The organism is Paraburkholderia caffeinilytica (genome assembly GCF_051027425.1).
GTDB lineage: Bacteria > Pseudomonadota > Gammaproteobacteria > Burkholderiales > Burkholderiaceae > Paraburkholderia > Paraburkholderia caffeinilytica_A.
Genome location: NZ_CP186553.1, coordinates 1,011,600 through 1,038,406, shown reverse-complemented (window position 1 = coordinate 1,038,406; position 26,807 = coordinate 1,011,600). Strand labels below are relative to the sequence as shown.

General features: G+C 61.4%; 28 protein-coding genes. 10 read left to right on the top strand and 18 right to left on the bottom strand.

Annotated features, from left to right (window positions below; genetic code table 11):
• Nucleotides 1-175: 175 nt before the first annotated feature.
• The 3 genes from ACOSV0_RS25150 to ACOSV0_RS25140 all read right to left on the bottom strand — a co-directional run bounded on the left by ACOSV0_RS25150 (nt 176) and on the right by ACOSV0_RS25140 (nt 2,474).
• Nucleotides 176-1,000: an AraC family ligand binding domain-containing protein gene (locus ACOSV0_RS25150; protein ID WP_434114698.1), complete on the bottom strand. Its 825-nt coding sequence runs from the start codon at nt 998-1,000 to the stop codon at nt 176-178.
• 193 nt (nt 1,001-1,193) lie between these two features.
• Nucleotides 1,194-2,123 carry a serine O-acetyltransferase EpsC gene (epsC, locus tag ACOSV0_RS25145; RefSeq protein ID WP_434114696.1) on the bottom strand — a complete coding sequence of 310 codons (930 nt, stop codon included), beginning with the start codon at nt 2,121-2,123 and terminating at the stop codon, nt 1,194-1,196.
• A gap of 117 nt (nt 2,124-2,240) precedes the next feature.
• Nucleotides 2,241-2,474: a hypothetical protein gene (locus tag ACOSV0_RS25140; protein ID WP_154559118.1), complete on the bottom strand. Its 234-nt coding sequence runs from the start codon at nt 2,472-2,474 to the stop codon at nt 2,241-2,243.
• Nucleotides 2,475-2,831: 357 nt separating this feature from the next.
• Here ACOSV0_RS25140 and ACOSV0_RS25135 point away from each other — a divergent pair, with 357 nt between their 5' ends.
• A complete protein-coding gene (locus tag ACOSV0_RS25135; RefSeq protein ID WP_434116128.1) occupies nt 2,832-3,284 on the top strand; it encodes a DUF3005 domain-containing protein in 453 nt (150 codons plus the stop codon).
• A gap of 205 nt (nt 3,285-3,489) precedes the next feature.
• On the top strand, nt 3,490-4,095 hold the full coding sequence (locus ACOSV0_RS25130; protein WP_434114694.1) for a short chain dehydrogenase: 606 nt from the start codon (nt 3,490-3,492) through the stop codon (nt 4,093-4,095).
• 94 nt (nt 4,096-4,189) lie between these two features.
• On the opposite strand, the gene ACOSV0_RS25125 is transcribed toward ACOSV0_RS25130, so the two are convergent.
• The 5 genes from ACOSV0_RS25125 to ACOSV0_RS25105 all read right to left on the bottom strand — a co-directional run bounded on the left by ACOSV0_RS25125 (nt 4,190) and on the right by ACOSV0_RS25105 (nt 9,682).
• Nucleotides 4,190-5,119, bottom strand: coding sequence for an ABC transporter permease (locus tag ACOSV0_RS25125; RefSeq protein WP_434114692.1), 930 nt, complete (start codon nt 5,117-5,119; stop codon nt 4,190-4,192).
• On the bottom strand, nt 5,119-6,006 hold the full coding sequence (locus ACOSV0_RS25120; protein WP_434114690.1) for an ABC transporter permease: 888 nt from the start codon (nt 6,004-6,006) through the stop codon (nt 5,119-5,121). Before ACOSV0_RS25120 ends, ACOSV0_RS25125 begins: the two co-directional genes overlap by 1 nt.
• Nucleotides 6,003-7,082, bottom strand: a complete 1,080-nt coding sequence (locus tag ACOSV0_RS25115) for an ABC transporter ATP-binding protein (RefSeq protein WP_434114688.1) — start codon at nt 7,080-7,082, stop codon at nt 6,003-6,005. Before ACOSV0_RS25115 ends, ACOSV0_RS25120 begins: the two co-directional genes overlap by 4 nt.
• 210 nt (nt 7,083-7,292) lie before the next feature.
• Complete coding sequence (locus ACOSV0_RS25110) at nt 7,293-8,462, bottom strand: extracellular solute-binding protein (protein WP_434114686.1); 1,170 nt, start codon at nt 8,460-8,462, stop codon at nt 7,293-7,295.
• 275 nt (nt 8,463-8,737) lie between these two features.
• Complete coding sequence (locus ACOSV0_RS25105) at nt 8,738-9,682, bottom strand: SMP-30/gluconolactonase/LRE family protein (protein ID WP_434114685.1); 945 nt, start codon at nt 9,680-9,682, stop codon at nt 8,738-8,740.
• Nucleotides 9,683-9,727: 45 nt separating this feature from the next.
• Between ACOSV0_RS25105 and ACOSV0_RS25100 the strand changes: the two genes are divergently transcribed.
• Both ACOSV0_RS25100 and ACOSV0_RS25095 read left to right on the top strand, forming a co-directional pair.
• Entirely contained in the window at nt 9,728-10,057 is a 330-nt protein-coding gene (locus ACOSV0_RS25100) for a hypothetical protein (protein WP_434114683.1), read from the top strand.
• A 276-nt stretch (nt 10,058-10,333) separates the two neighbouring features.
• Nucleotides 10,334-11,038, top strand: a complete 705-nt coding sequence (locus tag ACOSV0_RS25095) for a helix-turn-helix transcriptional regulator (protein ID WP_434116126.1) — start codon at nt 10,334-10,336, stop codon at nt 11,036-11,038.
• Here the strand turns inward: ACOSV0_RS25095 and ACOSV0_RS25090 are convergent.
• Nucleotides 11,022-11,339 carry an XRE family transcriptional regulator gene (locus ACOSV0_RS25090; protein WP_434114682.1) on the bottom strand — a complete coding sequence of 106 codons (318 nt, stop codon included), beginning with the start codon at nt 11,337-11,339 and terminating at the stop codon, nt 11,022-11,024. The two genes, ACOSV0_RS25095 and ACOSV0_RS25090, sit on opposite strands and share 17 nt — an antisense overlap.
• Nucleotides 11,340-11,493: 154 nt before the next feature.
• On the opposite strand from ACOSV0_RS25090, the gene ACOSV0_RS25085 reads away from it, so the two are divergent.
• Nucleotides 11,494-12,087, top strand: coding sequence for an acyl-homoserine-lactone synthase (locus ACOSV0_RS25085; protein ID WP_093637295.1), 594 nt, complete (start codon nt 11,494-11,496; stop codon nt 12,085-12,087).
• Between the two features lie 241 nt (nt 12,088-12,328).
• Here ACOSV0_RS25085 and ACOSV0_RS25080 read toward each other — a convergent pair whose 3' ends face one another.
• Nucleotides 12,329-13,018 (bottom strand): FadR/GntR family transcriptional regulator, encoded by a 690-nt coding sequence (locus ACOSV0_RS25080; protein WP_434114681.1) that lies wholly within the window; start codon nt 13,016-13,018, stop codon nt 12,329-12,331.
• Nucleotides 13,019-13,308: 290 nt separating this feature from the next.
• Here ACOSV0_RS25080 and ACOSV0_RS25075 point away from each other — a divergent pair, with 290 nt between their 5' ends.
• The 3 genes from ACOSV0_RS25075 (at nt 13,309) to ACOSV0_RS25065 (ending at nt 16,289) form a co-directional block, all read left to right on the top strand.
• Complete coding sequence (locus ACOSV0_RS25075) at nt 13,309-13,776, top strand: universal stress protein (protein WP_434114679.1); 468 nt, start codon at nt 13,309-13,311, stop codon at nt 13,774-13,776.
• Nucleotides 13,777-14,169: 393 nt separating this feature from the next.
• Nucleotides 14,170-14,826, top strand: a complete 657-nt coding sequence (locus ACOSV0_RS25070) for a helix-turn-helix domain-containing protein (RefSeq protein WP_434116124.1) — start codon at nt 14,170-14,172, stop codon at nt 14,824-14,826.
• A 131-nt stretch (nt 14,827-14,957) separates the two neighbouring features.
• Nucleotides 14,958-16,289 (top strand): SUMF1/EgtB/PvdO family nonheme iron enzyme, encoded by a 1,332-nt coding sequence (locus tag ACOSV0_RS25065; RefSeq protein WP_434114678.1) that lies wholly within the window; start codon nt 14,958-14,960, stop codon nt 16,287-16,289.
• 8 nt (nt 16,290-16,297) lie between these two features.
• On the opposite strand, the gene ACOSV0_RS25060 is transcribed toward ACOSV0_RS25065, so the two are convergent.
• The 4 genes from ACOSV0_RS25060 to ACOSV0_RS25045 form a co-directional block, all read right to left on the bottom strand.
• Complete coding sequence (locus ACOSV0_RS25060; RefSeq protein WP_434114676.1) at nt 16,298-17,134, bottom strand: aldo/keto reductase; 837 nt, start codon at nt 17,132-17,134, stop codon at nt 16,298-16,300.
• Nucleotides 17,135-17,185: 51 nt separating this feature from the next.
• Nucleotides 17,186-17,953, bottom strand: coding sequence for a pirin family protein (locus ACOSV0_RS25055; protein WP_434114674.1), 768 nt, complete (start codon nt 17,951-17,953; stop codon nt 17,186-17,188).
• A gap of 252 nt (nt 17,954-18,205) precedes the next feature.
• On the bottom strand, nt 18,206-18,628 hold the full coding sequence (locus tag ACOSV0_RS25050) for a DoxX family protein (RefSeq protein WP_434114673.1): 423 nt from the start codon (nt 18,626-18,628) through the stop codon (nt 18,206-18,208).
• A 48-nt stretch (nt 18,629-18,676) separates the two neighbouring features.
• Entirely contained in the window at nt 18,677-19,375 is a 699-nt protein-coding gene (locus tag ACOSV0_RS25045; protein ID WP_434114672.1) for a pirin family protein, read from the bottom strand.
• Between the two features lie 180 nt (nt 19,376-19,555).
• Here ACOSV0_RS25045 and ACOSV0_RS25040 point away from each other — a divergent pair, with 180 nt between their 5' ends.
• Nucleotides 19,556-20,473, top strand: coding sequence for a LysR substrate-binding domain-containing protein (locus tag ACOSV0_RS25040; protein WP_434114671.1), 918 nt, complete (start codon nt 19,556-19,558; stop codon nt 20,471-20,473).
• Between the two features lie 38 nt (nt 20,474-20,511).
• Here the strand turns inward: ACOSV0_RS25040 and ACOSV0_RS25035 are convergent, their stop codons facing one another.
• Nucleotides 20,512-21,489, bottom strand: coding sequence for an alpha/beta hydrolase (locus ACOSV0_RS25035; RefSeq protein WP_434114670.1), 978 nt, complete (start codon nt 21,487-21,489; stop codon nt 20,512-20,514).
• A gap of 195 nt (nt 21,490-21,684) precedes the next feature.
• Complete coding sequence (locus tag ACOSV0_RS25030) at nt 21,685-22,557, bottom strand: LysR family transcriptional regulator (RefSeq protein WP_434114668.1); 873 nt, start codon at nt 22,555-22,557, stop codon at nt 21,685-21,687.
• Nucleotides 22,558-22,666: 109 nt separating this feature from the next.
• On the opposite strand from ACOSV0_RS25030, the gene ACOSV0_RS25025 reads away from it, so the two are divergent.
• Nucleotides 22,667-23,974, top strand: coding sequence for an aspartate aminotransferase family protein (locus ACOSV0_RS25025; RefSeq protein WP_434114667.1), 1,308 nt, complete (start codon nt 22,667-22,669; stop codon nt 23,972-23,974).
• 37 nt (nt 23,975-24,011) lie between these two features.
• Here the strand turns inward: ACOSV0_RS25025 and ACOSV0_RS25020 are convergent, their stop codons facing one another.
• Nucleotides 24,012-24,662, bottom strand: coding sequence for a c-type cytochrome (locus tag ACOSV0_RS25020; RefSeq protein ID WP_434114665.1), 651 nt, complete (start codon nt 24,660-24,662; stop codon nt 24,012-24,014).
• A gap of 11 nt (nt 24,663-24,673) precedes the next feature.
• Nucleotides 24,674-26,614, bottom strand: a complete 1,941-nt coding sequence (locus ACOSV0_RS25015) for a thiamine pyrophosphate-binding protein (RefSeq protein WP_434114663.1) — start codon at nt 26,612-26,614, stop codon at nt 24,674-24,676.
• Between the last annotated feature and the right edge of the window lie 193 nt (nt 26,615-26,807).

Genomic DNA, 26,807 nt, shown 5'->3' with positions numbered 1-26,807 from the left:
GCGTTCGTGACAAGGGCGTCATTCTTCCCGTCTCGCACTGCGTGCTCGCCGGAACGGTCGGCGGGGGATTGGTGGTTTTGATTTGGGCTCTTGTCGGCCGTCGAGTTCTGGTCGGTAAGGTCTTCGTGCTTTCGGGCGCGCTGCGCGCGACGGCGGGACTTCTTACTCGTGTGGGTTATGGTCGGGTCGCCGACGCGTAGTTGGCGGGGGTGATTCCCTGCAATCGGACGAATGCTCGGGTCATGTGGCTCTGGTCGGCGAAGCCCGCGGCGGCTGCCGCGTCTGCCAACGTCGCGCCGTGCGCGATAAACTGCCTCGCTAGTGCCACCCGGCGCTGCATCCTGTATGCGTGCGGTGGTAACCCCATCTCGTGGGCGAAGCCCCGCAGGAGCTGAAATCGGCTCATGCCGGTCTCGGCGGCAAGATCGGTTAGCGTGAGCGGTGACGATGGGTCGTCGTCAATGCGGGCCCTCGCTCGTGCAATCGGACCCGACGACTGCGTCAGTCGCGAACGTGCATGCGTGGTAGCGTGAGTTCGTATCAGATACCCCAGCAACTCGAGCATCGCCTCCTCTCGCACCAGATCGTCCGGCACGGTTTGCGCTTCCACCGATATCGCGAACAGGCGCTCGAATAACACCTTCAGCAAGGGGTCGTGTACCACCGGTTGCGTTAGTTCGATCTCTCGTGTGGTCACATCATTTAACTCGATGGCGAGGTCGGTCAGCATCGACGGCTCGAAGTACAACATGCGCCATGCACGTCCGCGCTCGTCGAGCGGGCTGCCGTCGTGTACTTCTCCCGGATTCACCATGATCGCGTCGCTCGCCCGCGCTTCAACCACACCACGCCCGCTCGACGAGCGATGCCCGCCTGCAACGATCACGCCCACGCCGAAGCGGTCGTGCGAATGGCGCGGAAACGAATGCGCCGTTTCCGCCACCGTCGCTTCGACGCCGGCAATCGCGCAACGAGGCATGTGGATGCGGCCGCGCAACATGAGTTCGTCTCTCAGAAGTTAAGGAGCATTCTGCGCGGCGCAACATTCGGCGACGTGCGCGGCGCCACGCGAGCGAACATGCGCGGCAAGTTGCATTGCGGCATATCCGGCAAAGCAGACGGAGAAGCGCACCGTGAAACGCTCCACGAATTACGCAGCGATCCCTGTGCAGAATTGCAGCGCGCCAGCCCGCTCATCCACCACGCCCCTCGTCCGTACGCTCGCCTTCGCGGATCTTGCCTTGCGAGACACTGCTGCCCGGCGGCACACTATGCGTCAGCCACACATTGCCGCCGATCACCGAGCCGCGTCCGATGGTCACGCGGCCGAGGATCGTCGCGCCGGCATAAATCACGACGTCGTCTTCAACGATCGGATGGCGCGCATTGCCCTTGACCAACGTGCCGTCGAGGTCCGCAGCGAAGCTCTTCGCGCCGAGCGTCACGGCCTGGTAGACGCGCACGCGCTCACCAATGATCGCGGTCTCGCCGATCACGACGCCCGTGCCGTGGTCGATAAAAAAGCTCGGACCGATGGTCGCGCCCGGGTGAATATCAATGCCGGTCGCCGAGTGCGCGATCTCGTTGATGAAACGCGCGAGCAGGGGCACGCCGAGGCGATGCAGCGCGTGCGCAAGACGATGGTGCGTCATGGCCCACACCCCCGGATAACACAGCAGAATTTCCGTGATGTGCTGCGCCGCCGGGTCGCCCGTGAAAGCGGCCTGAATATCGCTGACCAGCAGCGCCCGAATGGCGGGCAACTGCGTGCCGAATTCGCGCGCGATGTCGAACGCGCGCTCCTTCAGATCCGCATCAGGTGTTTCGCCGAATTCGGGCAAAAATCGCAAGGCGCGGCGAATCTGTTCGGCGAGCAACCGCAACGTGCTCTCAAGCGTGTGGCCGACGTAGTAGTCGACCGTTTCGTCAGTGAGGTCGGGGGCGCCATAGTGCGTGGGGAATAGCGCCGCGCGTAAGCCGGTGACAATGTCAATCACCGCCTCGCGCGACGGCAGCTCGCGAATGCCAAGCGGATGCCGCGTGCGATGCAATTCTTCACGCGACGCACGCAAATCCGCGACGATCTGTTCAAGACCCCAGTTTTGGGAAGGCACGTTAGGCATAAAAGGACAGCACCATGCGACAGGCACGGTTCAGAGTGATTGTCCCAAGAGATTACCGCGTTTTGCCGCCGTTCGCGCAGCGGTCCGACATGCCGGCCCGCGCATCGCGGATGCGCCTCAGATGGTCACGCTGCTCGCATCGATCCAGCGCACCGCCCAGTCACGTGCGTGCGCGATGGCAGTGGCTTCGTCAGGAAAACGCAAGTCGGTGGGGAAAAAGCGGTTGGCAACCAGTTCGCCGTCGCTCGAGCGGGAGATCACCACATAAGGTTGCCAAGTGCCATCGCACGCGCGCGCCGGCGCGCAATTCAGCAAGTAGCCGCGATGTGTGAATGCAGCATCGAAGTGCATGTGTCATCCGCCCTGACGGCCCCGTAAGATGTTTTGAGTAGTGCGCGTCTGTTCTTTGTCGGCCACGTAAAAACAGCCGGACGCATGTCGTCAATTTAACCGCGCTTTGCTCGTCGGAGTAAGATCATACTCTGTAGAAAATGGGCGTCCATTAAAAAAAGCGAAAAAAATCCTGGACGCGATCGCCAGGTGAAATGCCCGCATATGTCACTGTGCATAACTGCGTGAGCAACTGCGGCGCAAGCGCAGGTCCACTCACACGCATGAAGAAGTTATGCCTGCTTTATGCCTGCGTTGTGCCAGGCGGAACGGATTTTGCTGCACTTCAACCATGTCCTCTTCAAGGGAGAATGCATGATGAACAGCGATATCAACAAGCCAGCAGACGCTAGCAAGCAGCCGGGCACCACCGGCCCGATCACGACGGAATTGCATAACGACCGCACCCACGACAGCACGGTCGACACCGACGGCAAAAATCTCGAGGCCGCCCGCATCGCCGGTCACAGCCCGATCTCGCCCGACGAGATCACCACGAGCAACGCAAGCCTCGTCAACAGCGTGCCGGAGGCGCACGACGGCATGGCCGGCTTCGACAGCCGGGTTGGCGGCAATCATCTGCTGCTGGCGCTCGAACCGGGCTACACGGTCATCGACAAAGGCATGGTCGAGCCACAGGGCGTCGATTCAACGGACGATCTGTTCGACGACCCGCGCCCGATCCGCAGCCGTCGCGAACGCGGACGCATTCACTACGCCCTTAATCATTTGCGGCCCACCCGCGTGATCGAATTACACCGGTCGAAGTAACTATTCGCGCCGCGCGCATTTGTTTGAATTACGCCGCCCGAGCCGAATAATCAGTCCATTTCAAAGTGCGCGCCGTTTGAATGACGGCGCGCGTTTCGTGACGGATTAGAAACTCAGGGTTGCAGGACCTGCAAGCCGAACAGGCTTTTTCCGCCCGCCGAACGCCGACACAATCGACCGCATCGAATCTCAAACGGAGCAGCAGATGAAAAAGATTGTCGTGATAGGCGCAACCGGAACGGTCGGCCAGGCTGTGAGTAAGGCCTTGAAAGCACGCCATGAAGTGATCGAGGTGGGTGCGACGCGCGGCCAGTACCGTGTCGACAGCACCGACCCGGCCAGCATCGAGCGCCTCTTTGGCGAGATCGGCAAGGTCGACGGCATCGTCACCACCACCGGCAAGCTGCATTTCGGCCCATTGCCTGAGATGAGCGCCGAGCAGTTCTGGGTCGGCCTGCGCGACAAGCTGATGGGTCAGATCAATGTGGTGCTGGGCGCCACGCGCTACGTGAACGACGGCGGTTCGTTTACGCTGACGAGCGGCATTGTCGGCGACGAGCCGATTCGGGAAGGCGCGAACGCAACCACCGTCAATCTGGCCCTGGAAGGTTTCGTGCGCGGCGCCGCGATCGAGTTGCCGCGCGGCATTCGCATCAACGTGGTGAGCCCCACGGTACTGACCGAATCGCTCGATGCTTTTGGGCCCTACTTCCGCGGCTTCGAACCGGTGAGCGCCGAACGTGCCGCACAAGCCTACCTGCGCAGCGTGGAAGGCGCGCAAACGGGCCGGGTGTATCGCGTGGGGTATTGAGGTCGCGCAGGCCCTTTAGAGGCAACTTCCGCGGAATCCGTAGCTGTGCCCTCACCCGGGCCAATGCGGGGCACCCAAGGCGCCCCGCATTGCCTCAGTGCTTCTGCTCCTTCACGCGCGACACGATCTGCGTAGGGCTCACGAATTGCAGTGCAATCAGCACCCAGACCAGCGTGATCGCCATGTAAATCATCGCCATCGCATCGATCGATTGCGGGGCGCGCACGCCGGTCGAAAATACGGCGTAGTACAGGGCGACCACCAGCGTTTGCGTCGCGGGCCCCGCTGTAAAAAATGTCAGCTCGAACATGCCGATGGTGCGCACCAGCACCAGCAGCCCGGCCGCCAGCATGCCGGGCACCAGTAAAGGCAGCAGCACGTAACGGAAATAGCGAAACGTGTTAGCGCCGAAAATGCGCGCCGCCGCTTCGAGATTGGGATCGATCTGTTCGATGAACGGCGTCATCACCAGAATCACGAACGGCAGCGCCGGCACAAGGTTCGCAAGGATCACGCCCGCGAGCGTGCCGGCAAGGCCGACCTTGTACATCACGGTCGCCATCGGAATGCCGTACGTCACGGGCGGCACCATCAAAGGCAACAAGAAAATCAGCATCGCCATGCGCTTGCCGGGAAACTGCACGCGGGCAAGCGCATACGCCGCGGGCACGCCGAGCACGACCGACAACACCACCACCGCGCCGACCACTTCGATGGTCACCCACAACACGCTGGCCAACTGGAAATCGCTCCACGCCTGCGCATACCAATGCAGCGTAAAGCCTTGCGGCAACAAGGTGCCGAACCAGCGCGTCGCCACCGAATTCACCGCGACGGTCGCAATCAGCAAGACGACGTTGACGAGGAAAAACACCATCGCGCCCCACACCAGCACGTGCCAGATGCGGCCCGGCACACTGGCGCGCTGCTTCATGCGCTTGCCGGGTCGCTGCGCGCCGTCGTTGTTTTCGTTCGATGCGGATGCGGACCACGAAGAATGCGCGGTGTGACGATCGCTAGCCATCAGCCTTTGCCTCCCGTCACCGGACCGCGGTAGAAGAAGCGGCGCGCGCCCAGCATGGCGGCAACCACCAGCAGCTGCACGAAGCCCATCACCATCGCGATCGCCGAGGCGAGCGAATAGTCATAGCTTTCGAACGCGGCTTCGGCCGCGGCGATCGACATCACGCGCGTCGGACCCGCGGGCGCACCGAGCAGCACCGCGGATGGAAACACCGAGAACGCCTGCACGAAAGATAAACACGCGGCCATGGTCAGACCCGGCACCAGCAGCGGCAAATAGATGCGGCGAAACTGCTGCCACGGGCTCGCGCCGAGCGTGGCGGCAGCACTGGCAAGCGTCGGATCGATACCTGTCACATAAGACAGCGTCAGCAGAAACGCGAACGGAAAACCCGATACGATCAGCGAAATCAGCACGCCCCAGAAGTTGTGCGTCAGACGCACTTCATCGGTGTAGAGATGCAGGCCTTGCAATGCCTGCGGAAACCAGCCGTTCGGGCCAAAGTACGTGAGCATGCCGTCGGCGATCAGCACGGTGCCGAGCGTGACGGGGATCACCAGCAGCGTCGTGATGAGCTTCTGATAGGGCGAGTTGCGGCGCAGCGCGAACGCCACGGGAACCGACACGCCCACATTGATCAGCGTCGCCGGCACTGCGAGCTTGAGCGTGACGAGAATGGTCGGCCACATCGACCTGTCGGTGAAGAACGTCAGGTAGTTGGCCCATAGGCCGCCGCCGTTCATCGGCTGGAACGACAACACCAAACCATACGCAAACGGATAGATGAACAGCGCCACGATGAAGATCAACGCTGGCGCGACCAGCCACGCTTTGGCGTCGCGCGGCGCGAATGGTACGGGTGGCGGCGGCAGCGTGGGCGTGTTCATGCCGCCTCTGCGTCATAGACGAGCGTGCGTGACGGCGGCACACGCAGGCTGATGCGCTCGCCCTCTTCGAATTCGCCACCGATGCGTGCCCACAAGTCGCCGAACGCGGTCTTCACCCGCAGCAATGAATCGTGGCCGCCGTATTCGACTGTTGTCACCAGGGCGTCGAACGCGTTTTCCGTGCCAGGTGCCGCACGCTCCATATCCTCGGGACGCAGCGCGACGCTCACGCGCTTGCCGTTGAAACCGGCCATCGGCGTGCCGACTAGACGCACGCCGTTCGCGCTCACCGCGACGCCATCGCCCTGCGTGCCTTCGAGCGTGAACTCGGCTACGTTTCGATAGCCCATGAAGCGCGCGACATGCAAATTCTGCGGCCGTGTGTAGACCTCTTTCGGCGTGCCGACCTGCTGCACCACCCCTTCTCTCATCACGACGATGCGATCGGCCATGGAAAGCGCTTCATCCTGATCGTGCGTCACGTAAAGCGTCGCGCGTTCGAGCTGGCTATGGATGCGGCGAATTTCGGCGCGCATTTCGATGCGCAGTTTCGTATCGAGATTCGACAGCGGTTCGTCCATCAGAATCAGCGGCGGTTCGATCACGATCGCCCGTGCGATCGCCACGCGCTGTTGCTGACCGCCGGAAAGCTGTCCAGGCAGTTTGCGTTCATGCCCGACCAGTTGCACGAGCTGCAATGCTTCACGCGCCCGGCGCATGGCCTCGCTCTTACCGACGCCACGCATCTTCAATCCGAAGCCGACGTTGTCGAGCACGCTCATGTGCGGAAACAGCGCGTAGCTCTGGAACACCATGCCGAAACCGCGCTTTTCCGGCGGCAACACGTCGATGCGTTTGTCGTCGAGCCAGATGCCGCCACCGCTCAACGGCTGCAAGCCGGCGATGCAATTGAGCGCAGTCGATTTGCCGCAACCCGAAGGTCCGAGCAATGCAATGAACTCGCCGCGCCGGATATTCAGATCGAGGCCTTGCAACGCCGCGACCGCGTGACCTTCCGCATTCGTGAAACTGCGGCTCACCGAATCGAGCCGCAGCTGTTCAAAGTGATGCTTCATGACGGTTTCCTGATACGCGAGGCTTGCATCGCGAAAGCCCGATCGGGGCGGATGCGCGTGACGCTTCGCGGCGGTTTCCTGATACACGTGGCACATGAATCGCGAACGTCCAATCGGGCGGATGCGGGTGACGCTTCACACCGATTCCCGCATGCACGACACGCGAATCCCGGTTGACCGAGCGACCGGGCGCGCGGATTCATTCAGCGCCTACTTGGTCTTTTGCGCGCCGACGTCGCTGTCCCATTTCTTGAAAGCCGCGACCATCGCGGTCGCATTCAGCGGCAAAACATGCGGACGCTCGGCCAGCAGCTTCGCGTACTCCGGCCGGCCGTATTTCTTCAGCACATCCTGGCTGTGCGCGGGCGCCTGTTCGATGCTCACGCCCTTGATCGCGGGACCGGGATAGAAATAGCCGTCGTCGTAGGTCATGGCCTGTTGCGCCGGCTCGAGCATGAAATTCATCAGCTTGTAGAGCACGTCGAGTTTTTCCTTCGGCACGCCCTTCGGAATCACCATGTAGTGCGCGTCGTTCACCCACGTCATGTTGTCGAAGGCCTGCACGCGAAATTCCGCCGGCACGATGCCAAGCGCGCGCGGATTGATGTCCCAGCCCGTGACGGTCACGGTCATGTCGCGCGTGCCCTCGCCGAGCTCTTTCATGACCGCCGACGTGCCGCCAGGATAGTAAGGAATGCAATCGTTCAGTTGCTTGAGGAAGGCCCACGTCTTGTCCCAGCCGTGAATTGGATCTTGTGGATCTTTATCGCCGAGCACGTACGGCAAACCCATCAGGAATGTGCGGCCCGGGCCGGAGTTTGCCGGCCGCGCGTAGATCAGCTTGTCCGGATGCGCCTTGCACCATTGCAGAAGTTGCTCGGGCGTTTTCGGCGGATCGCTGACTTTGGCGGGGTTGTATTCGAGCAGTGGACCTGCCGGCATATAAGCGACTTCAAGACCGAAGCCTTGCGCGAGGTCCTGCATCTTGCGCGGGCCGGGCGCGTATTTGTCGAGCACGCCTGGGAACGCCACCGCATTGTCCGGCAGCAGTTTCATCCAGAGATTCTGTTCGATGCCGGCAGCCAGTGCGTCGGTGCCGGTCAGCACGAGATCGATGTCGGAGCGGCCCGCGGCCTGCATCGCCTTGATCTTGCCGGGCAACTGCGGTGCGGGCGCGTTGGTGAACGTGAGATTGGCGACGAGATTCGGATACTTCGCCTTGAAGGCTTCGAAACCCTTCTGCGTGAGTTGAAGGTCGCCGGCCACGTCGACGATATTGAGCGTGACCGGATCGGCCGCGTGCGCTGCGGACATCCATGCGGCGCTTGCCGCGAAACATACGGACACCAGCCTGAGCGCCAACCTGCCTGAAACAGTCATTGCGTCTCCTCGCTTCTTGGTATGGAAGTCCGCCGGTCAGATGCGCTGCTGGCGGTGTCACTCAACCAATGCAACATAGCGAAGCGTAACTGCCGATGTCAAGCAAATACTCGCTGCGGCGCTTTGCTCGGGAAATCGGGGGAGTACGACTGTTAAGCCTTATGGCTCAATGATTTGTGCGCTTTATCCGAGGGCAAACCCGAAGTCGGCAAGCGAGTACGGCGGCATGTTGTCAGGCAACTTGTGCGTACGCTGCATGATCAGCCCGGGCGCACTCACCCGCCCTGAACGCCCTGCGTATTCACATACAGCGAATACAAGCCGTGGCTTGCCGCCATAAACAACCGGTTGCGATGACGCCCGCCGAAGCACACGTTCGCACAGCGCTCGGGCAACGCGATATGGCCGATCGGCTCGCCTTGCGGCGTGAAGACGCGCACGCCGTCGAGTTCGTCGGTACCCATACCCCAGCCGCACCAGAGATTGCCGTGTGTGTCGACGCGAAAGCCGTCCGGCGTGCCCGGGCCGGCGTCGATCAGCACGCGGTTGTTCGACAGCACGGCGCCATTGTTTGCGACGTCGACGTCGAACGCACGAATCTTGCGCGGTATGCCGCGCGATTCGACGACGTACAGCACCGACTCGTCCGGTGAAAACGCGAGGCCGTTCGGGCCCAGCACGTCGTCGGCGACCATCGTCACTTCGCCGGATTGGCCGTCGATGCGGTATACGCACGCTGGCAATTCCGACTCCTGCCGTTCGCCCTCATAAAAGCCGTCGATGCCGAAGGTGGGATCGCTGAACCAGATCGAACCGTCCGACTTCACGATCACATCATTCGGCGAATTGAAGCGCTTGCCGCGATAACGGTCGGCGAGCACGGTAATCGAACCGTCATACTCGGTGCGCGTGACACGCCGCGTCAGGTGCTCGCAGCTAACGAGGCGGCCCTGGCGGTCACGCGTATGGCCATTCGCATTGTTCGACGACTGGCGAAACGTGCTCACCGCACCGCTGGTTTCGTCCCAGCGCAGGATACGGTCGTTGGGAATGTCGCTCCACAGCAGATAGCGGCCGTCGCCGAACCAGACCGGCCCTTCCGACCAGCGCGCGCCCTGATACAGACACTCGACGGAAGCGGACGCGAGAATCAGCGACTTGAAGCGCGGATCGAGCAAGCGAATGGAGGGGTCGGGATAGCGTCGGCTGGTGTCGGTCATGCGTATGCTTTGAGTAAAGGAAGCTGATGGGGAAAGCAGGCCGGAATGCGCGGCGTCCTGCATGCCGGCATGCGGCGCAAGCGCGCGCCATCGACCTCAATGCGGTGTGGGCTTCTGCGCAAACTGACGCTCGGATACAAACAGAACCTGCGTCGCATGATCGATCTTCGCACGATGTTCGAGCGGCGTCGAACCGGGAAGCGGAAAAATCGGCCCCATGCCGGCAATCTTCGAGAACATAACCGCATTGTCGGCACCCGGATCAGCGAGATTTCGTCGCGCCGGGTTTCGGGCGGCAGGAAAGCGTTATCGCTTCGCCCGGAATTCGACACACCGGGCCATTCGAAGTGGTTTGACAATAATGTGCCAATCTAATGCATCAAAACCGCTGTCACGCGAAAATTACCCATTTTATCGACCCGTGAATGTTATCCAGATCGAAGAAATCCGATATAAAGGGCAATTGGTTCGCTTCTTTGCAGAACCGGCGCTGGGTGGCCTCTTTAGAAATCACTCTCGGCTTGTGAAATAATTTTTAGTGATAGATTGTGAAGATAAAAAAAGCCGGGCGGATTTCCGTACCGCAATTAACCGCAACGGGATGTTTGCGAGCCTACGAGAGCTAAATTGTCGCTACATTTTATCGAGGAGATGGCGCCGCTACTGAACGCCGCGGATGAAGCGGAATGGTTCGGTGCGATCGCAGGTCTGGCCGACTCGTGGGGCTTCGAGAGGCTTTTGATCGCCATGCTGCCGCGCCCGACCATTCGCCTTGAAGATGCCTATGTGCGGAGCACCTACGCGCCGGCGTGGCGGCGCACTTATGACGAGCAGGGGCTCGTGCATATCGACCCGACTGTCTCGCATTGCGCGACGCGCGCGACGCCGCTGATCTGGTCGCCGGACATTTTTACGACCGCACCGCAGCAATCGATGTACGAGGAAGCGCGCGCCCATGGCCTGCGCGCCGGTGTGACGTTGCCGATTCATGGACCGAACCAGGAAGCCGGCATGATGTGCTTCGTCAATGACAACAATCCGACTGAGGCATTCTGGCGCCACGTCAATGTTGCACTGCCAAATCTGGTGTTATTGCGCGATCTGGTAATCGATACCAGTCAGCGCCATTTGAATACGCACACTCAGACTTTATTGCCCAAGCTCACGCCGCGCGAACGCGAATGTCTTAAATGGACCGCGCGCGGCAAATCCACCTGGGAAATCTCCCACATCCTGAGTTGCTCGGAAGCCGTGGTGAACTTCCATATGAAAAACATCAGGACGAAATTCGGTGTGAATTCGCGGCGCGCGGCGGCCGTGATCGCCGCGCAGTTGGGGCTTATTGACCCGGGTTGAGCAAGGCGGCGGCGTCGCGGCTGTACAGCACCCGCTCGGCCCGGCCCAGATCGGCGTCGGAAACGGTTTTGGTGAAATAGAGGCCCAGCAGGATCGACACCGGCGCCGGAATCTCGGCACCCGATTCAAACCGGCTGCCACGCGACTGCGTCACGCCAAAGCGTGCCCAGAAGCGGCGCTGGCTTTCCTTCTTCTTTTTGCGGTAGGCAATGATCAGAACACGATCCACCGCCGATGACGGCTCTGCCGGGCGGATTTGGACCGCGGGTTGCGCTTGCCAGTGGTTTTCGAGAAGTTCCATTTTTGTGTCCCGTCGGTTGAGGGCTGAAGCTTGTCTCGAATTCTGCGTTATCCGATAAGCATGCACACCTATCCAGGTAGGTAGGTGGCAGAAAGATTCAAAATGCATAAGTTTTCTTGCGTATTGGGTACCCCAACACGTTCAGGAGAACGTCATGCAAACAGCGATCCGGATTGGAATGCGGCAGGAATTTGACAATGCAGACATCAACGAGATGTACCGCCTGCGGGCGCGGGTGTTTCACGGGCGGCTCGGGTGGGACATCCCAACCATCGCGGGCATGGAGATCGACGGCTACGACGCCCTCGGGCCGCACTACATGCTGATTCAAGGCGACGACCGGCACGTCCGGGGCTGTTGGCGTCTGATGCCGACAGAGGGGCCGAACATGCTGAAAGACACCTTCCCGCAATTGCTGCACGGCGCGGACGCACCGGTCGGGCGGCATATCTGGGAGCTAAGCCGGTTCGCGATCGAAACCAGCGGCGAGGAGCAGTCGTTCGGCTTTGCCGACCTGACGATGCAGGCAATTCACGAGCTCGTGACGTTCGCCGACCGCATGGGCATCACGCGTTACGTCACGGTGACCACCACGCCGATCGAACGCCTGCTGCGCAAAACCGGGATCGACATTAGCCGGCTCGGATCGCCTCTGCAGATCGGCGTGGAGCGTGCGGTGGCGCTGGATATCGCCGTCAGTCCGAAAACTCGCACCGCCCTGTTCGGGCCGATGGCGGCCGCTGCCTGACGCGTGGACGCGAGATTGGAGCCGGGCTGTGGGTGCGGTTGCCCGGTTGCCGATTTCGCGGCCGCCGGTTGGGTGATTTCGCGGCTAGCCGGTTGCCGGTTGCCCGATTGCCAATTACCGACCGCCGTTTGCCCAGCCACAGCGAACCGGCGGCTTCGGACTCGATCGCGATTGCCGGGCTGCTACAAACCGGCAGCGCTTACCCGATAGCTGCGCCCCGACCGACGACCCGGGCAGACTATCAGGAACCGAACATCCGCTCGAGCGCATTCTCGAGATGCGCTCGCATCGCCCTCCCCGCAGCGGGGCCGTCCTTGCGGCGGATCGCCTCGAGCACGGCCAGATGTTCGGCCTGCACGAGCCGTTGCCGCTCCACCGTCTTCACGAGCGACAGATTACGTGACAGGTTCATGCTGAACAGAATCTGTTCCTCGATGAACGACATGACCGTGATGAAAAACGGGTTCTTCGAGGCACGCGCCACCGCCAGGTGAAACATGAAATCGTCCTGCGCGCCAATGCCTCGGGTTTCGATGATGCGTTCCAACTGATCCCACGCGTGCTGGATCGCGGCGATGTCGTCGGCGTCGGCCTTGAGTGCGGCCTGCTCCGCCGCGCCGGCTTCGGTCACGATGCGAAATTCATAGCAGCGACGGATGTCGGACAAGGTTTCGAGCGGCGCGAAACGGCGCACATCCGGGTCCGGCCGCCGTGCGACCGTCGTGCCCGAGCCGTGACGCGTCATGATGATGCCGTCCGCCCGCAAGCGCGCCAAGGCCTCGCGCACAGTCGGCCGTGACGTCGCAAAACGCTCGGCCAGCGCATGCTCGGTAGGCAACCGCTCGCCTTCCTTGTATTCGCCTTCGAGAATGCGATTGAGGATGTCGCCGTAGATCCTGTCGGGCAAGCCCGTTGTTTTGCGCTCGTTCATCAGCGGTGCCGAAGCAGCTTGTCTGAGTAGGTTTTGATTGTAAGGCAAATCTGACCCCATCTTGATTCGATATCGGCACGTCGGCTTAACAGGAATGCCGCAAACACATGCTGTACGGCAGTTTCCGTGTAGAGCGCCCTCATCACAAAATTTGACAAGTGTTTGATTTACATCCAGACCGGATGCACTTTTTTCAGCGATCATTTAAGCTCGCACCGGTAATAAATCGCCAATAAGCCCGGCCTGGCGCAACGGCCGCGGCACCCGAATCCTTCAGACGCGGAGTCGATATGTACACACGCATTCTTGTAGCGGTCGATGGCAGCAACACCTCGCGCCGTGCATTCGAAGCAGCGCTCGCACTCGCGAAATCCAGCGGCGCCATCATGCAGCCGCTCTACGTCGTCGAAAACACGCCGATGTATTTCGAAGCGCCTGGCTACGACCCCTCCATTCTGCGTAACCGCCTCGTCGAACAGGGCAAAGAACTCGGCGCGGAATTCGCCGTTGCCATGGCGGCGCAAGGTGTCAAGGGCGAACTCGCAGTGGGCGAAGCCTCCTCGCTCGACGACGTTTCGGCGGTCGTGCTAAAAGCTGCCGCCGACTTCAACGCCGATCTGCTGGTGATGGGCACGCATGGCCGGCGTGGTTTTCAGCGCCTGATACTCGGCAGCGTCGCAGAGCGCTGCGTGCGTCAGGCGACCTTGCCCGTACTGCTGATTCCGTCCGCGGCGGGCAAGGTAAGCGAAGAAGCCTGAACGCCGGGTGACGCATATTGCAACTGCGGCAACTGCGTGTGCCTGGCCGCATTGAGGCGGCGCGCGCAGAACCCTATCTTCAAAATACGGGCAGTACACGTTCAGTACGATGCATAGCAGTCCATAACCACAAGCAGTAACGGCAGGGTGACATCGCGCAAGATGCCTAACCGCGCGAACGCGTCATTTTGTCGCTAAACCGGGGGCGTGGGCGGTGGGACAATCAGTTGTTACCCTGACAAATGGCTGCAGAACATGCTTACTCCTACCGTAATGACTCGCTCCACCGGCGCCGCCGATTCCACGCTGAATTCGTCGCCGGCACGTGGCAGCCGTCGTGCCTTACCGGTGAGGGCAACCGCGCGCACCGCCGCTCGCTGCTCGAGCTGTTCGATGCGGGCGCTCTGCATGCCACAAGGCCTCTCGCCTGACGAACTAGGCAAACTCGAAGCCCTCATTTGCAGCGCGCGCTCGGTGCTGCGCGGCGAAGCGCTGTATCGCAGCGGCGACCGCTTCGACAATATTTACGCCGTGCGTTCCGGCTCTCTGAAAACCGTCATGGCGCACCGTGACGGCCGCGAACAGGTCACCGGGTTGCGCCTTGCCGGCGAAGCCCTCGGCCTCGACGGCATCAGCGAAGATGTGCATGCCTGCAGCGCCGTCGCCCTTGAAGACAGCACCGTTTGCATCGTCCCCTACCCCGCCCTCAAGTCCCTGTGCCGCGAAATCAGTTCGATGCAGGACCGCTTGCACAAACTGCTGGGCGAGCAGATCGTCCGCGAAGCCGGGCAGATGATGGTCCTCGGCTCACTTTCAGCGGACGAACGCGTGGCGGCATTCCTGCTCGACGTCTCGGAGCGCAACGCCCAACGCGGCTATTCATCGGCGGAATTCAACTTGCGCATGACACGCGAGGACATGGGTAGCTACCTCGGCATGACGCTCGAAACCGTGAGCCGTACCCTGTCAAGATTTCAAAAGCGCGGCCTGATCGACACACAAGGCAAACACATCCGGATCGTCGATCTGGAAGGCTTGCAGAAGGTGTAAACCACGTGCGCCGGACCTGGCCCGCGCAGCCACGTCCCCGTCCATCTGTTTTTTAGCGCGCATTCGCCTTGGCATGGCTCCTGCGAGCGGGTACAGTCTTTAGTCCGTCCCCCGCAAGGAGACCCGGCGAAATGAATCGCGACCCCGCCCCGCATCACCCGCTCGTTCAGCGTCTGATCGACGCGCGTCAAGTGACCGACGCCCTGTTTTCCATTGTCAAACCCGAGTTTCTGTATGACCGGCCGATCCGTGAGCGCCACCGGATCGTGTTTTACGTCGGCCATCTGGAAGCTTTCGACCGTAATCTTTTCGACCAGCGCCTGTGCGATCTGCCGGCGTTCGATCCGCACCTCGACCAGCTGTTCGCTTTCGGTATCGATCCGGTCGACGGCGGTTTTCCGACCGATCAACCCGGCGACTGGCCGTCGCTCGAGGCCATACGCGACTACGCGCGGCGCGCCCGCGAGCAGATCGACCGCGAACTCGACGCACTGAGCGACGCGGCGCGTGTCGGCCGCGAGGGCGCTCAGGCTGACGCGGCCGAGCAGTTGCTGAACGTCGCGATCGAGCATCGGCTGATGCATGCGGAAACGCTCGCGTACATGCTGCATCAGTTGCCGCTTGCGCAGAAGGTCGGCGGGTTGCGGGAACCGGTGTTCACGCGCGCTGAGCGCGTCGCGTCGTTGCCGTCGATGGTCAGCGTGCCGGCTGGCGCAACGGTGCTCGGCATGTCGCGCGAAAGTGGCCGTTTTGGGTGGGACAACGAGTTCGGCGAAATGCGTGTCGAGGTGCCGGCATTCGAGATCGACCGGCACATGGTGACGAACGGCGAATTTCGCGCGTTCATCGAGGCCGGCGGCTACCGCGAACCGAGATGGTGGACGGTCAAAGATTGGGCCTGGAAGGAAGCCGAGCATATCGAACACCCCGCCGGCTGGTCGCAGCAAACCGGAAGCGATCAAGCCAGCGCGTGGATGCTGCGCACCATGTTCGACGAAGTGCCGCTGCCGCTCGACTGGCCCGCGTATGTGAGTCATGCCGAAGCCAGCGCCTACGCGCGCTGGGCCGGCAAAACTCTGCCTAGCGAAGCACAATGGCAACGCGCGGCGCACGGCGCCCCGCATGCGATGTCGGGCAATTTCGATTTTCGCAGCTGGGATCCGCAGCCGGTCGACGCGTATCCGGACAACGTCAGCGCGTTCGGCGTGGAAGGTCAATTCGGCAATGGCTGGGAGTGGACCGCCACGGTGTTCGACGCATTGCCGGGGTTTGAAGCGTTTCCGTTTTACCCGGGCTACTCCGCCAACTTTTTCGACGGGCAGCACTACGTGATCAAAGGCGGTTCGGCGCGCACTGCGCAATGCATGCTGCGGCCGGCCTTCCGGAACTGGTTTCAGCCGCATTATCAGTATGTGTATGCGGGATTCCGGTGCGTGCGGGAATTGCCGGACAACCAGACATAGTCAAACAGTCAAACGCCCGTACTGTCCCACACCGGGGCGAGTCCGGGCGGATTGACAATTCGGCTGTCTGCCGTCGCCAACGCGTATATCGCCGTCATGTCCGCGCTATCCAGCTCGAAGTCGAATACCGCCAGGTTCTGCGCCAGTCGATCGATCCGGGTGGTTCTCGAAAGCGCAACAACCCCGCGCTGCTGAACAAGCCACCGCAAAACGATCTGCGCGATGGTTCTGTCATGATGGGCCGCGATTTCCTTGAGCGTTGGGTCCGAAAAGACACGGCCAACCGCCATGCCACAGTACCCCGTCACTGCAAGCCCCGCCTGCAGCGTGTCTTCGATAAGCAAAGACTGATTCAGATACGGATGGTATTCGAACTGATTCGTCACGAGAGGAACCGCGGAAAGTCGAATCGATTCCGTCATCAGCGCGCGATTGAAATTGCTGACGCCGATATGCCGAACCTTGCCCGCACGTGCAACTGCGATGAGTCCTGCGATCTGCTCGGCCAGCGGCACGTCCGATCCTGGCCAGTGCAGCAGGAGCAGGTCGATATAGTCTGTCTTGAGCTTTCGAAGGCTCTCGTCGACAGACGCTTCGAAAAATCGCTCTGAGTAGTTGCTCACCCAGACCTTGGTCGTCAAAAAGATCTCGCTTCTTGGAACACCGGAAGCAACGACGCACTCGCCGATTTCGCTCTCGTTACGGTAGATCTGCGCGGTGTCGATATGACGGAAGCCGGCACGAAGCGCTGCGGGAATGACGCGATAAATGTCGTCGGCGCGCATTCCGTAAGTGCCGAAATCGATGGCCGGAATGGCCGCGTTCCCAATCTGGACGTTTTGCATGAGGGGTTCCCGATAGAGTCTTCGCATCGTGTCGAAACCGCTTCAGGAGCATTACCCGATGCGGCCGCGGCGACGCAGTTGCGCCCCAATCTCCGCGATCCTGGCTTCCCCCACACGCAACGCTTCCGGTGACGTATGAACCGAGTAGTAGCCAAGCACGAGATCGTGCGGATGTGGGACTGCCGAGCCGATGACGAACTCCGAATCTTCACTGGCCGTGAATGCCAGAACATCTTCGGACTCGGCAAACACGACTACCTCGTTAGCGACAGATTCGCCGGCTACGCGTAGTGCGCCGCGTTGAACCGCTAGCCAGGCGACAGTGTGGCCGGCTGGCGGCGTGTACTGCCATTGCTCGCCGGCCGAAAGCCGCACAAGCAGGTAGTTGATGCCTCGGGGCGCGGGTATCGGGCTCTCTGCGTTTCCATAGCGCCCCAGGATAACGCGGGCCGGACCGGTGCGAGGAATTTCGCTCGCAGATAAATACTGGCTATGCGGTGCGCCTAATTCGAGCTCGGGTGGCAAGGCGACCCACAACTGATAGCCGCGCACCGGCCCATCGCCTCGGGCCTGACCGTCATGCCATACGCCCCTACCCGCATTCATCCACTCGACACCGCCGGACGGCATGATGCCCGATGCCCCCGTCGTGTCTTCATAGGCAACTTCACCTTCCAGCAGCACGGTCGTCGTGGCGAGGCCGGAATGAGGGTGCATGGAGAACCGCATGTCGGCTTTCATCGAGTTATCGAAATAGTCGAGAAAGACAAAAGGCTTCAGCACCTCGCCAAGGTCCGATGGACTGACGAGCCGCTTCACAGGACCGTGTTGCCGGCCAGCGGTTCGCGTGACTATCGCTCTGTGGCTCCGCAATGGAGCTGAGGGTTGGTCGACAGCGTGCATATCGGACACTGCTTCATCTTGTGCAGAACTGAGCGAATTGACGCTCGACGGAATCGTTTCGAAAGACATGGTGTTGACTCCCACGGATACACGGACAACGGGGAAACATCACGAAGAGACGATCGAACACCGGATCAGGCGGGCGATCGTCTCGACGAGATCATCTTCCTAGCTCACCTTCAGCGGAGAAGCGCGCAAGGCGACCCGGCCAGCGAGCGCATCCAGGCTGAACGCGCCGGCACCGAACCAGGTGATTTGCAGGAGACCGCCCGCCATCATCACGTTCTTGAGGAAGTGAATCATCTGGTTCTGATCGGCAAAGTTGTGGTGAAAGAAAATCGCCGTGACCACACAGAACACCGCCATCGCCAGCGATACGGTGCGAGCCCGATAGCCCGACAACAACAACAGGCCGCCGCCCAGTTCGGTCAGTACGGCAAGAACGAACGCAAGTGGCGGCACGGGCAGCCCCATGGCCGCGATGTAACCCACCGTCGCACCATACGCTGCGAGCTTGCCCAGCCCGCTCATCACAAACGGCGCACCGATCAGAATGCGGCCTAACAACGGAAGAAATTTAAAACGTTCCATGACACTCTCCAGAAATGAATTGACGAAGGTGGAAGACGAAAAAGGAAATTAGCCGGCGTCCACCATCACCAGCTCTGAAGCTTCAACAGCGGAAATCTGTGCCGCGGCGACATTCGTGATCGCCACGCCATCCAGCGGCCCAACGGGCTCGCCATTGACTTCGATGCGTCCGGAGGCAACGACGAGATAGGCGCGGCGCGCCGGACTCAATTCGTATCGAACGCTTTCGCCTGCCTTTAGCATCGCGCCGAGCACACGCGCATCGGCACGAATAGGAAGTGCGCTTTCATCGCCGGCGAACCCGCTGGCAAGGACAACGAAGCGCCCGGACCGGTCGCTTTTAGGAAACGGCTTGGTATCCCACGCGGGTTCACCGCCGGCTTCGCGAGGGAGCAGCCATATCTGATAAAGCTTGAGTGGCACATCGCCCCGGTTGAACTCGGCGTGACGTATGCCCTTGCCGGCGCTCATGACCTGGACATCGCCTGTGTGGATCGTTCCCTCGGATCCCAGGGTGTCTCGATGCCCGAGCAGGCCCTGGCGCACGTAGGTGATGATTTCCATGTCACGGTGGCCGTGCATGGGGAAACCGCTGCCAACGGCGATCTCGTCGTCGTTCCAGACAATCAGAGGGCCTAGGGCCGCGTGCGCGGGATTACCGTCGGCGTTGATCGCGAAATGATGTTTCGCGCGCAGCCAGCCAAGGTCCGCCCTATCCAATGATTCCCAACGCCTGTGTGTGAGCATGTCCGTCTCCGTTTCCCGCAATCGCAAATGCGACGCTTGCCACCTGCGCGACCCGCCGGATTCGGCGCTGGTTCAAGTGGTGAGACGAATGCTATATTTGCAACGACTGTGCGCATAGATCCCACACTGGAACGCATCGTTGCGCTGTATAGAACGATCAGAAGGAGTTGAAGTCTGCTCATGAACGCAATCACTGACCTCAATGATCTTCGGCTCTTCGTCGAGGTGGTCGAGCATGGCAGCTACACGGCGGCCGCGCGCAGCCTCGGTTTGCAGACGTCGAAACTCAGCCGGCGGATTCGCGCGCTGGAAGAAGAACTTGGCGTCCGCCTGCTCAATCGCACCAGCCGAAGTCTGTCCTTGACGGAAACCGGCCGGCAGTTCCACCAGCATTGCCTTGCGCTGGTGGAAGAAGCCAAGGCCGCCAAAGACATCGTGGATCGCACGCGCTCGAGGCCGCAGGGCACCATCCGTATCGCGTGCCCCGTGGCCTTACTGGAGTCCGGCATCTCCACGATCATCGCGCGATACGTGCAGGACAACCCCGAAGTCCAGGTTCTGCTGGATGCCACCAACCGCCGCGTGGATGTCGTTGAGGAAGGCCTGGACTTTGCCATCCGCGTCAGGCTGCCGCCGCTGGAGAATACCGATCTCGCCGTCCGCCAGTTGGGTTTGTCGATCCACATTCTGGTTGCCAGTCCTGAATTGGCCGCACGCCATCCGGCGCCCAGTTCGATCGAATCGGTGAAGGAGTGGCCCACGCTCTCCATGGCCAGCAGCAGCGAGCGATTTGTCTGGAACCTGGTGGACGTTGAGGGACACGTGACGTCATGGGCACATCAGCCGCGTCTCGCGACCGACGACCTGGCCAGCCTGCGGACTGCGGCGATATCCGGCGCCGGCCTGGCCATGCTGCCCAGAGAGCTGGTTGAGGCCGATATTCAGGCCGGCCGCCTGCAGCACCTGCTGCCAGGTCTGGCCAGCACGCCGGGCCTCGTCCATGCGATTTTCCCGACGCGCCGAGGCATGGTTCCGGCTGTCCGCCACTTGCTCGACGCGCTCGTTTCAGGTTGCGAAGGTTTGAACCTGCAGCGTTAGCGTGGGCGCCGGCGGCGAGCTTGTCTTTCGCCCTGGTTTCAGCGTGGCGTATGCGGGTCCGCGCCTGCCAACAGCTTCTCGGTGAGAAACAGGCCGATGGCGTCCAGCGCCTGTGCTGACGCCTTCAACCTGCCGATGCTGCCGGCGAATCCATGCGGCATCCCCATCCAGACATCGAGGCGGGCATCGGTTCCGGCGCCAACGGCACGCTCGACATATCTGAGCGAATCGTCGAGCAATACTTCGTCGTCTCCGACGTGGATGCGTACGGGTGGCAAACCGGCAACCGGTGCATGGAGTGGCGACGCCAGCGGAAACTTCGGGTCCGCGCTTCCCAGATAGGAGCGCACCAGTTGCGCCACCTGCGGGAGCGTGAAATACGGATCGGCATCCGCTCGCGTGAGGTAGGACTCGCCCGAGAGCGTCAAATCGGTCACCGGCGACAGTGCGGCCACACCCACCAGCATCGCGTCGTCTGAGACAGCTTCGCCGCCGATGCATGCGGCGAGTACCAGTGCAAGATTGCCTCCGGCGGAGTCACCCGTGACGGCAATCCGGCGAATACCCCTTTCCTCGAGTCCGCGGTAACACGCCAGCACGTCGTCGACGGCCGCAGGAAAAGGATGCTCGGGAGCGAGCCGATAGTCCGGGATAAATGCGCTCGCCCCCGCCCTCGCGGCGATATGCCCGACGAGGTGACGAAATGCTTTGGCCGTTCCCAGGCTAAACCATCCGGCGTGCAGATGAAGAATCGCCTCGTCAGATCGACGCTGCACGGGATGAACCCAGAGCCCCGGGATACCGCCAACCGTGTCGGATTCGAAAGTCACGTCATCGCGTGGCAAAACGCCTTCCATCATGGCATCGAACGGTGCGCGCGCTTCGATTCCTCTCAATGCACCTTTCATGGAACTCGCCATGGCTCGCGTGGCGGCGACGATCGCACCATCCTCCGGGTCAAGCGAATGGGTTACGACGACATCCTTCAATGCGTCTTCAGTCGTTGGACGTTGCATGGTCAGCCCTTTTGAATCGATGAGTTGTGAAGGGCGCCTGTCAGGATGCAACCCAACAGCGGAAGCATCCTGTAGCGATCCATGACGACCTTCTGAAATGAAGATTCGATACGGATGCTACGTCCGCGATGGCTATGCGCATATCTCCACGATCGCAATGGATCGTTGCTTTTGCTAGAACGATGTCTGACGAGACTAACTGCCAGGCGACGGCATCGTTCTCAAGGTACGAATCATGAGGTCCTTCACCCTCTCCACAAGGAGCGAATCGGCCGTCCCCGAGGACGAAACGACCGCAATGCCAACACGGGGAAGCGGCGGGAAGATTTCTCCAACGGGCATGATCCGCAAATCCGCGGGAACAGCGCCTCTCGTCAACACGGCGACCGCAATGCCCGCCCTTACGATTGCCAGCAGACCATCTTTGCTGACACTCTCGTAAGCCACACGGTAACGAGTATTGGCACCTTCCAGCACACGCCGCGCCGCCTGATGGTCCAGCGTTTCCGGAACTGACAAGGCGATTTGCAGCGGGCTATCGCTTGGCGGGTAAAAGTCTTGCGATGCGATCCACACCAGATCTTCCCACCGGATCACCCGCTCCAGGTTCCCCTCCGGCGCGAGCGATACCAATGCCACATCGACGCGGCGTGCATCGAGCATTTTTTCGAGCAAGGGCGTAGGCGCACAGACGACTTCCAGCGCGACCCGCGGATGCTGTAGCGCTATCGCGTGCAGCACGGCCGGAAGAAACTCGGTGCAATAGTCCTCGGGACATCCGAGCCGAATCGAACCGACGAGCCCTCGGCCGGTCACGTCGACCAGCGCCTCGTCGTATGCCCGCAGCAGCCTTCGCGCGTGCGACAGCAGCCGGTCGCCGCGCGACGTCAGTTCCACACCGCGTGCGGTACGCACCAGCACCGCGCCGTCGACAACCTCTTCGATCCTCTTGAGCTGCATGCTGATCGCGGATTGCGTGCGGCCAACTTCCGCCGCCGCGCGCGTGAGCGATCCGGCATCCGCTATCGCGACAAACGTCCGGAGCAAATCGAAATCCAGCTGCGACATGGGCATCAACTCCTTGAATGGCAGGCATCACAACTTTTCGTTTCCCGCAGCCGGCGTGGTTCGCTTACATTGAGTTCCGGCACTCCCGCCCGTCACTCTGGACACCGTCATGTCAGCACAAACCGATCGGGACTTCTGGTCAAACGCTCAGCGGCACCTGATCCGCTACGGTGGGACATTCTCGCCGGTCATAATCGAGCGGGCCAGCGGCAGCAACGTGTACGACTCCAGCGGCCGCGCGATACTCGACTTCACGTCGGGGCAGATGAGCGCCGTGCTCGGCCACTCTCATCCGGAAATCGCCGAAGTCATCGCCGAGAGCGCGCGTCATCTCACGCACCTTTTCAGCGGGATGCTCTCGCGCCCGGTAGTGGACCTGGCAAACCGCCTCGCAGCTATTGCGCCTGCAGGACTTGAACGCTCTCTGCTGCTCAGCACTGGCGGAGAAGCCAACGAAGCAGCGATCAAGATGGCAAAGCTCGTGACCGGCCGCCACGAAATCATCAGCTTCGCGCAATCATGGCACGGCATGACGGGCGGTGCAGCTTCGGCCACCTATAGTGCCGGCCGCAAAGGTTACGGTCCCGCCGCTGTGGGGTCGTTTGCCATTCCGGCACCCTATCCGTACCGGCCACGATTCGAACGCAACGGTGAGTATGATTGGGCGGCTGAACTCGACTACGCATTCGACCTGATCGACAGACAGTCTTGCGGCAGCCTCGCTGCGTTCATCGCCGAGCCTATCCTGAGCTCGGGCGGTCTGATCGAACTGCCGCAAGGCTATATGCGAGCGCTCGAGGCGAAATGCGCCGAGCGCGGCATGCTGCTGATCGTCGACGAAGCGCAAACCGGCATGGGCAGAACCGGAACCATGTTCGCGTGCGAGCGTGACGGCGTGGTGCCCGACATCCTGACCTTGTCCAAAACGCTAGGCGCCGGCCTTCCCCTCGCTGCCGTGCTGACGACTCAGGAAATCGAAGAGGAGGCGCACGAGCGGGGGTTCCTCTTCTATACGACGCACGTGTCGGACCCAATGCCGGCCGCTGTCGGCCTCAAAGTCATCGAAATCATCGAGCGGGACGGGTTGGTCGAGCGTGCCGGGAAAATCGGCAGCCGTTTGCGAGCGGGTCTGGAAACACTGCAAGGCCGCTTCGAATGTATTGGCGACGTGCGCGGACGTGGACTGATGCTCGGAATCGAAATCGTCGGCGACCGCTCGACGAAAGCTGCGGCGCCGGCGCTTTCCGCTGCCATCACACGCCGCTGCCTCGAACTCGGCTTGCATATGAATATTGTTCAGTTGCCGGGATTCGGGGGCGTCTTCCGCCTTGCTCCACCGCTCACGATTGCCGAGGCTGAAATCGATAGAGGCTTATCGATCATCGAGCAGGCAATCGGGGAAAGCGTGAACATGTGATCGTCATGCCGGGTGGCGCCCGGCATGCGTACGCCGTTCATTTCAACGATGCCACATAGCGCGCAACGTCTTGCACGTCCTGAGCATTCAGCGGTTTCGGATACAGGCGCGGCATGATGCCCGACGGTTGCCGGATACGCGCTTCGATATCGGCTGTTTGATAGCGGCCTGAAATGCCGATCAACGCCGGACCGACTCCGCCTTCGCCGGCCAGGCCGTGGCAAGCAGCACAATTCGCTGTATAGATCGATGCACCATGCGCCCCTGTGCTTGCACTCGAGGAAATAGACGAACCAGGCACACCGCCCGAAGACGTGCCGTTGCTCAACAACGCAATGCTATCGGCCGGTCGATTCGGCGGAAGCGAAGCCAGATACGCATGAATCTTCGACATTTCGGCATTCGAGAGAATCTTCTCGCTAAAGACCGGCATTTGTCCTTTAGGATCACGAACGTAGGCTTCCATCGCCGCAAGCGGTATGGGATGCGGCGCCAATGCCGGTCCCGTCGAGATACTGCCCTGCCCGAATATGCCGTGGCATTCGAAGCAGCCTTTCTGCATGAAGAGCGCGCGCCCTGCCTCGATATCGATATCTGAATCGGCATGCGACAGGAGCGGCCATGCACAGCCAACAGCCGCTGCTGCAGCCATTGCAAGGCGGACGATTGAACCAGAATGAGCTTTCATCGATCGTTCCATTACCTGGGTTGGGTCAGCACATCCACCAGCGCGGGCTTGCCGCTTTTTACCTGCACCATTGCACGCGCAAGCGCCGGACCGAGATCGGCCGGGTTCGAGATCGGACCTTCCGCCCACATGCCCATGCTTTTCGCCATCGCCGCGTAATCGATCGCCGGATCGTGCATCACCGTGCCGATCGTTCCTCGTTCAGGATGCCGGTCTCTGCGGCTGGCCATGCGCTGAATGTGCATCGTCTCCTGATGCCAGGCCCGGTTGTTGTGCATCACCGTGAGCAACGGCACGCTATGGTGAGCGGCGGTCCACAACACGCCCGGAAGAACCATCAGATCGCCGTCCGTCTGGATGTTGACAGCGATGCGGCCGGCGTCGCGATGCGCCAGCGCTGCGCCCACCGCGGCGGGCGCACCATAACCGACGCCGTAGCCACCCCCAGCGCCGATGAACTGATAGGTCCTGGTGATATCCCACAACCGCTGAGGCCACTGGCTGATCGCGCCGGTCGGCGAAACCAGCGCCCAGTCCTCGTGCCGGATCGCATTCCAGACTTCCTGAGACAGGCGCGCGGTACTAATCGGACTGCCGTCCCAGGCCCGTGTCGCGGCTTCGCGTGCATTGTTCCGCATCTTCTCGAACGCCTGCCGCATCGGCTGCGCCCTTGCGCCAACCCCATCACGTTGCGCCGGCGTCATGGTCGTCTGCACGGCGTGCAGCAGGCCGGGCAGCGACGCCTCCGCATCGCCGGCAATAGGTAGCGTGGGCGCGAAATAGCGCTCGGCGTCCTGCATGTTCGACTTGCCATACAGATAAGCCGTGGAAATGCTGATGACCTTCACGTCGCGTTTTGCGCGCCGCTTCGATGGACGGCTAATGGTATCCGGCACGCTTCCCGTCAGCCCCCATACGTCGCCAACTTCCAGCGCCAGGATGACGTCCGCTTCTGCGAGCAGTCTCGCCTGCAGCGAAGAGTGGTTCAGGTAGTGGTTAGTCGGGAAGTTCATCCGCGCGAGCAGATCGATGACCGGCGCATTCAGCGACTCCGCGAGCTTGACGAGCGTGTCCATCGCCGCTTGCGTCCGCACGGCCCGATCGGCCACGATAACCGGCGCCTTTGCGTTACACAGCAACGAGGCTGCGGCGGCAAGCGCATCCGGACTTCCCACCGGAGGCGAAACCTCGCGCAGCGGCGGCACGACGATATCGTGCGGATCGGCAATCGGCTGCTCCTGCAACTCGGCATCGACAACAATCAGCACAGGCTCCATTGGCGGCGTGATCGACATCGTGTAAGCCCGCAGGAACGACTCCGCGTAATGCTGAAGCGACACGGGATAGTCGTCCCACTTCGTATAGTCACGCACCAGCGCGCCGAGATCCTGCGCCGTGTGATACCACTCCACGCCAGGGCGACGTTTCACGGCATCGGCAATGTTGCCTGCCAGCACCATCACCGGCACCCGGTCGCACCACGCGTTGTAGATCGCCATCGAAGCGTGCTGCAAACCGACCGTGCTATGGACGAGACATGCCATCGGTTTTCCCGCGACCTTGGCATAGCCATGTGCAATGGCGGCGGACGCCTCCTCGTGCGTACAAACGATCATCTGCGGATGCGTGTCGCCTGCGTAATTGACGATCGATTCGTGAATACCCCGAAAGGTCGACCCCGGCATCACCGCGACATAGTCGATGCCGGCGATCCGCAGCAGATCGACCATGAAGTCCGAACCGGGGTTGCCGATATGCGCGGTGTCAGTCGCGGGCGCTTCGTCTAGCGAAGGCGCCTGAGTCTCGGCGGCGGCCAGCGCCGGGGACGGCCTGCCCACTGCCGGCCTCGTGTCCGCGGTAACAGGTTGGGCAGCGCCGGCGTTCGGTTTCACAAGCACGGCAGCCGTGCCGGTGATGAGAGCCTCTTTCAGAAACGTTCGTCGGCCAGTCATGCTGTTGTCTCCTTTTCTTTTCTATTGATGAACCCAGGTCACGAGCGCGCAGCGGCCCCTGACCGGAGACACGCCATAACGAGCAAGCCGCGAATGGGATCAGTCAGCCAGAACGGCCGGACCACGGGCACGCCAGGGAGCGCTCGTGCCCACGAAGGCGCGCTGGCCTCCGGCTACAAGACCGCGTTCAGTT

Bases quoted from the DNA above. Each gene is read 5' to 3' on its own strand.
- ACOSV0_RS25015 (WP_434114663.1), bottom strand. From the start codon at position 26,614: ATGACTGGCCGACGAACGTTTCTGAAAGAGGCTCTCATCACCGGCACG.
- ACOSV0_RS25115 (WP_434114688.1), bottom strand. From the start codon at position 7,082: ATGAAGCATCACTTTGAACAGCTGCGGCTCGATTCGGTGAGCCGCAGT.
- ACOSV0_RS25125 (WP_434114692.1), bottom strand. From the start codon at position 5,119: ATGGCTAGCGATCGTCACACCGCGCATTCTTCGTGGTCCGCATCCGCA.
- ACOSV0_RS25135 (WP_434116128.1), top strand. From the start codon at position 2,832: ATGAACAGCGATATCAACAAGCCAGCAGACGCTAGCAAGCAGCCGGGC.
- ACOSV0_RS25095 (WP_434116126.1), top strand. From the start codon at position 10,334: ATGGCGCCGCTACTGAACGCCGCGGATGAAGCGGAATGGTTCGGTGCG.
- ACOSV0_RS25035 (WP_434114670.1), bottom strand. From the start codon at position 21,489: ATGCAACGTCCAACGACTGAAGACGCATTGAAGGATGTCGTCGTAACC.
- ACOSV0_RS25150 (WP_434114698.1), bottom strand. From the start codon at position 1,000: ATGTTGCGCGGCCGCATCCACATGCCTCGTTGCGCGATTGCCGGCGTC.
- ACOSV0_RS25045 (WP_434114672.1), bottom strand. From the start codon at position 19,375: ATGCTCACACACAGGCGTTGGGAATCATTGGATAGGGCGGACCTTGGC.
- ACOSV0_RS25065 (WP_434114678.1), top strand. From the start codon at position 14,958: ATGAATCGCGACCCCGCCCCGCATCACCCGCTCGTTCAGCGTCTGATC.
- ACOSV0_RS25070 (WP_434116124.1), top strand. From the start codon at position 14,170: ATGCGGGCGCTCTGCATGCCACAAGGCCTCTCGCCTGACGAACTAGGC.
- ACOSV0_RS25105 (WP_434114685.1), bottom strand. From the start codon at position 9,682: ATGACCGACACCAGCCGACGCTATCCCGACCCCTCCATTCGCTTGCTC.
- ACOSV0_RS25030 (WP_434114668.1), bottom strand. From the start codon at position 22,557: ATGTCGCAGCTGGATTTCGATTTGCTCCGGACGTTTGTCGCGATAGCG.
- ACOSV0_RS25090 (WP_434114682.1), bottom strand. From the start codon at position 11,339: ATGGAACTTCTCGAAAACCACTGGCAAGCGCAACCCGCGGTCCAAATC.
- ACOSV0_RS25060 (WP_434114676.1), bottom strand. From the start codon at position 17,134: ATGCAAAACGTCCAGATTGGGAACGCGGCCATTCCGGCCATCGATTTC.
- epsC (WP_434114696.1), bottom strand. From the start codon at position 2,123: ATGCCTAACGTGCCTTCCCAAAACTGGGGTCTTGAACAGATCGTCGCG.
- ACOSV0_RS25120 (WP_434114690.1), bottom strand. From the start codon at position 6,006: ATGAACACGCCCACGCTGCCGCCGCCACCCGTACCATTCGCGCCGCGC.
- ACOSV0_RS25050 (WP_434114673.1), bottom strand. From the start codon at position 18,628: ATGGAACGTTTTAAATTTCTTCCGTTGTTAGGCCGCATTCTGATCGGT.
- ACOSV0_RS25100 (WP_434114683.1), top strand. From the start codon at position 9,728: ATGCGCGGCGTCCTGCATGCCGGCATGCGGCGCAAGCGCGCGCCATCG.
- ACOSV0_RS25085 (WP_093637295.1), top strand. From the start codon at position 11,494: ATGCAAACAGCGATCCGGATTGGAATGCGGCAGGAATTTGACAATGCA.
- ACOSV0_RS25140 (WP_154559118.1), bottom strand. From the start codon at position 2,474: ATGCACTTCGATGCTGCATTCACACATCGCGGCTACTTGCTGAATTGC.
- ACOSV0_RS25075 (WP_434114679.1), top strand. From the start codon at position 13,309: ATGTACACACGCATTCTTGTAGCGGTCGATGGCAGCAACACCTCGCGC.
- ACOSV0_RS25080 (WP_434114681.1), bottom strand. From the start codon at position 13,018: ATGAACGAGCGCAAAACAACGGGCTTGCCCGACAGGATCTACGGCGAC.
- ACOSV0_RS25130 (WP_434114694.1), top strand. From the start codon at position 3,490: ATGAAAAAGATTGTCGTGATAGGCGCAACCGGAACGGTCGGCCAGGCT.
- ACOSV0_RS25110 (WP_434114686.1), bottom strand. From the start codon at position 8,462: ATGACTGTTTCAGGCAGGTTGGCGCTCAGGCTGGTGTCCGTATGTTTC.
- ACOSV0_RS25025 (WP_434114667.1), top strand. From the start codon at position 22,667: ATGTCAGCACAAACCGATCGGGACTTCTGGTCAAACGCTCAGCGGCAC.
- ACOSV0_RS25020 (WP_434114665.1), bottom strand. From the start codon at position 24,662: ATGAAAGCTCATTCTGGTTCAATCGTCCGCCTTGCAATGGCTGCAGCA.
- ACOSV0_RS25040 (WP_434114671.1), top strand. From the start codon at position 19,556: ATGAACGCAATCACTGACCTCAATGATCTTCGGCTCTTCGTCGAGGTG.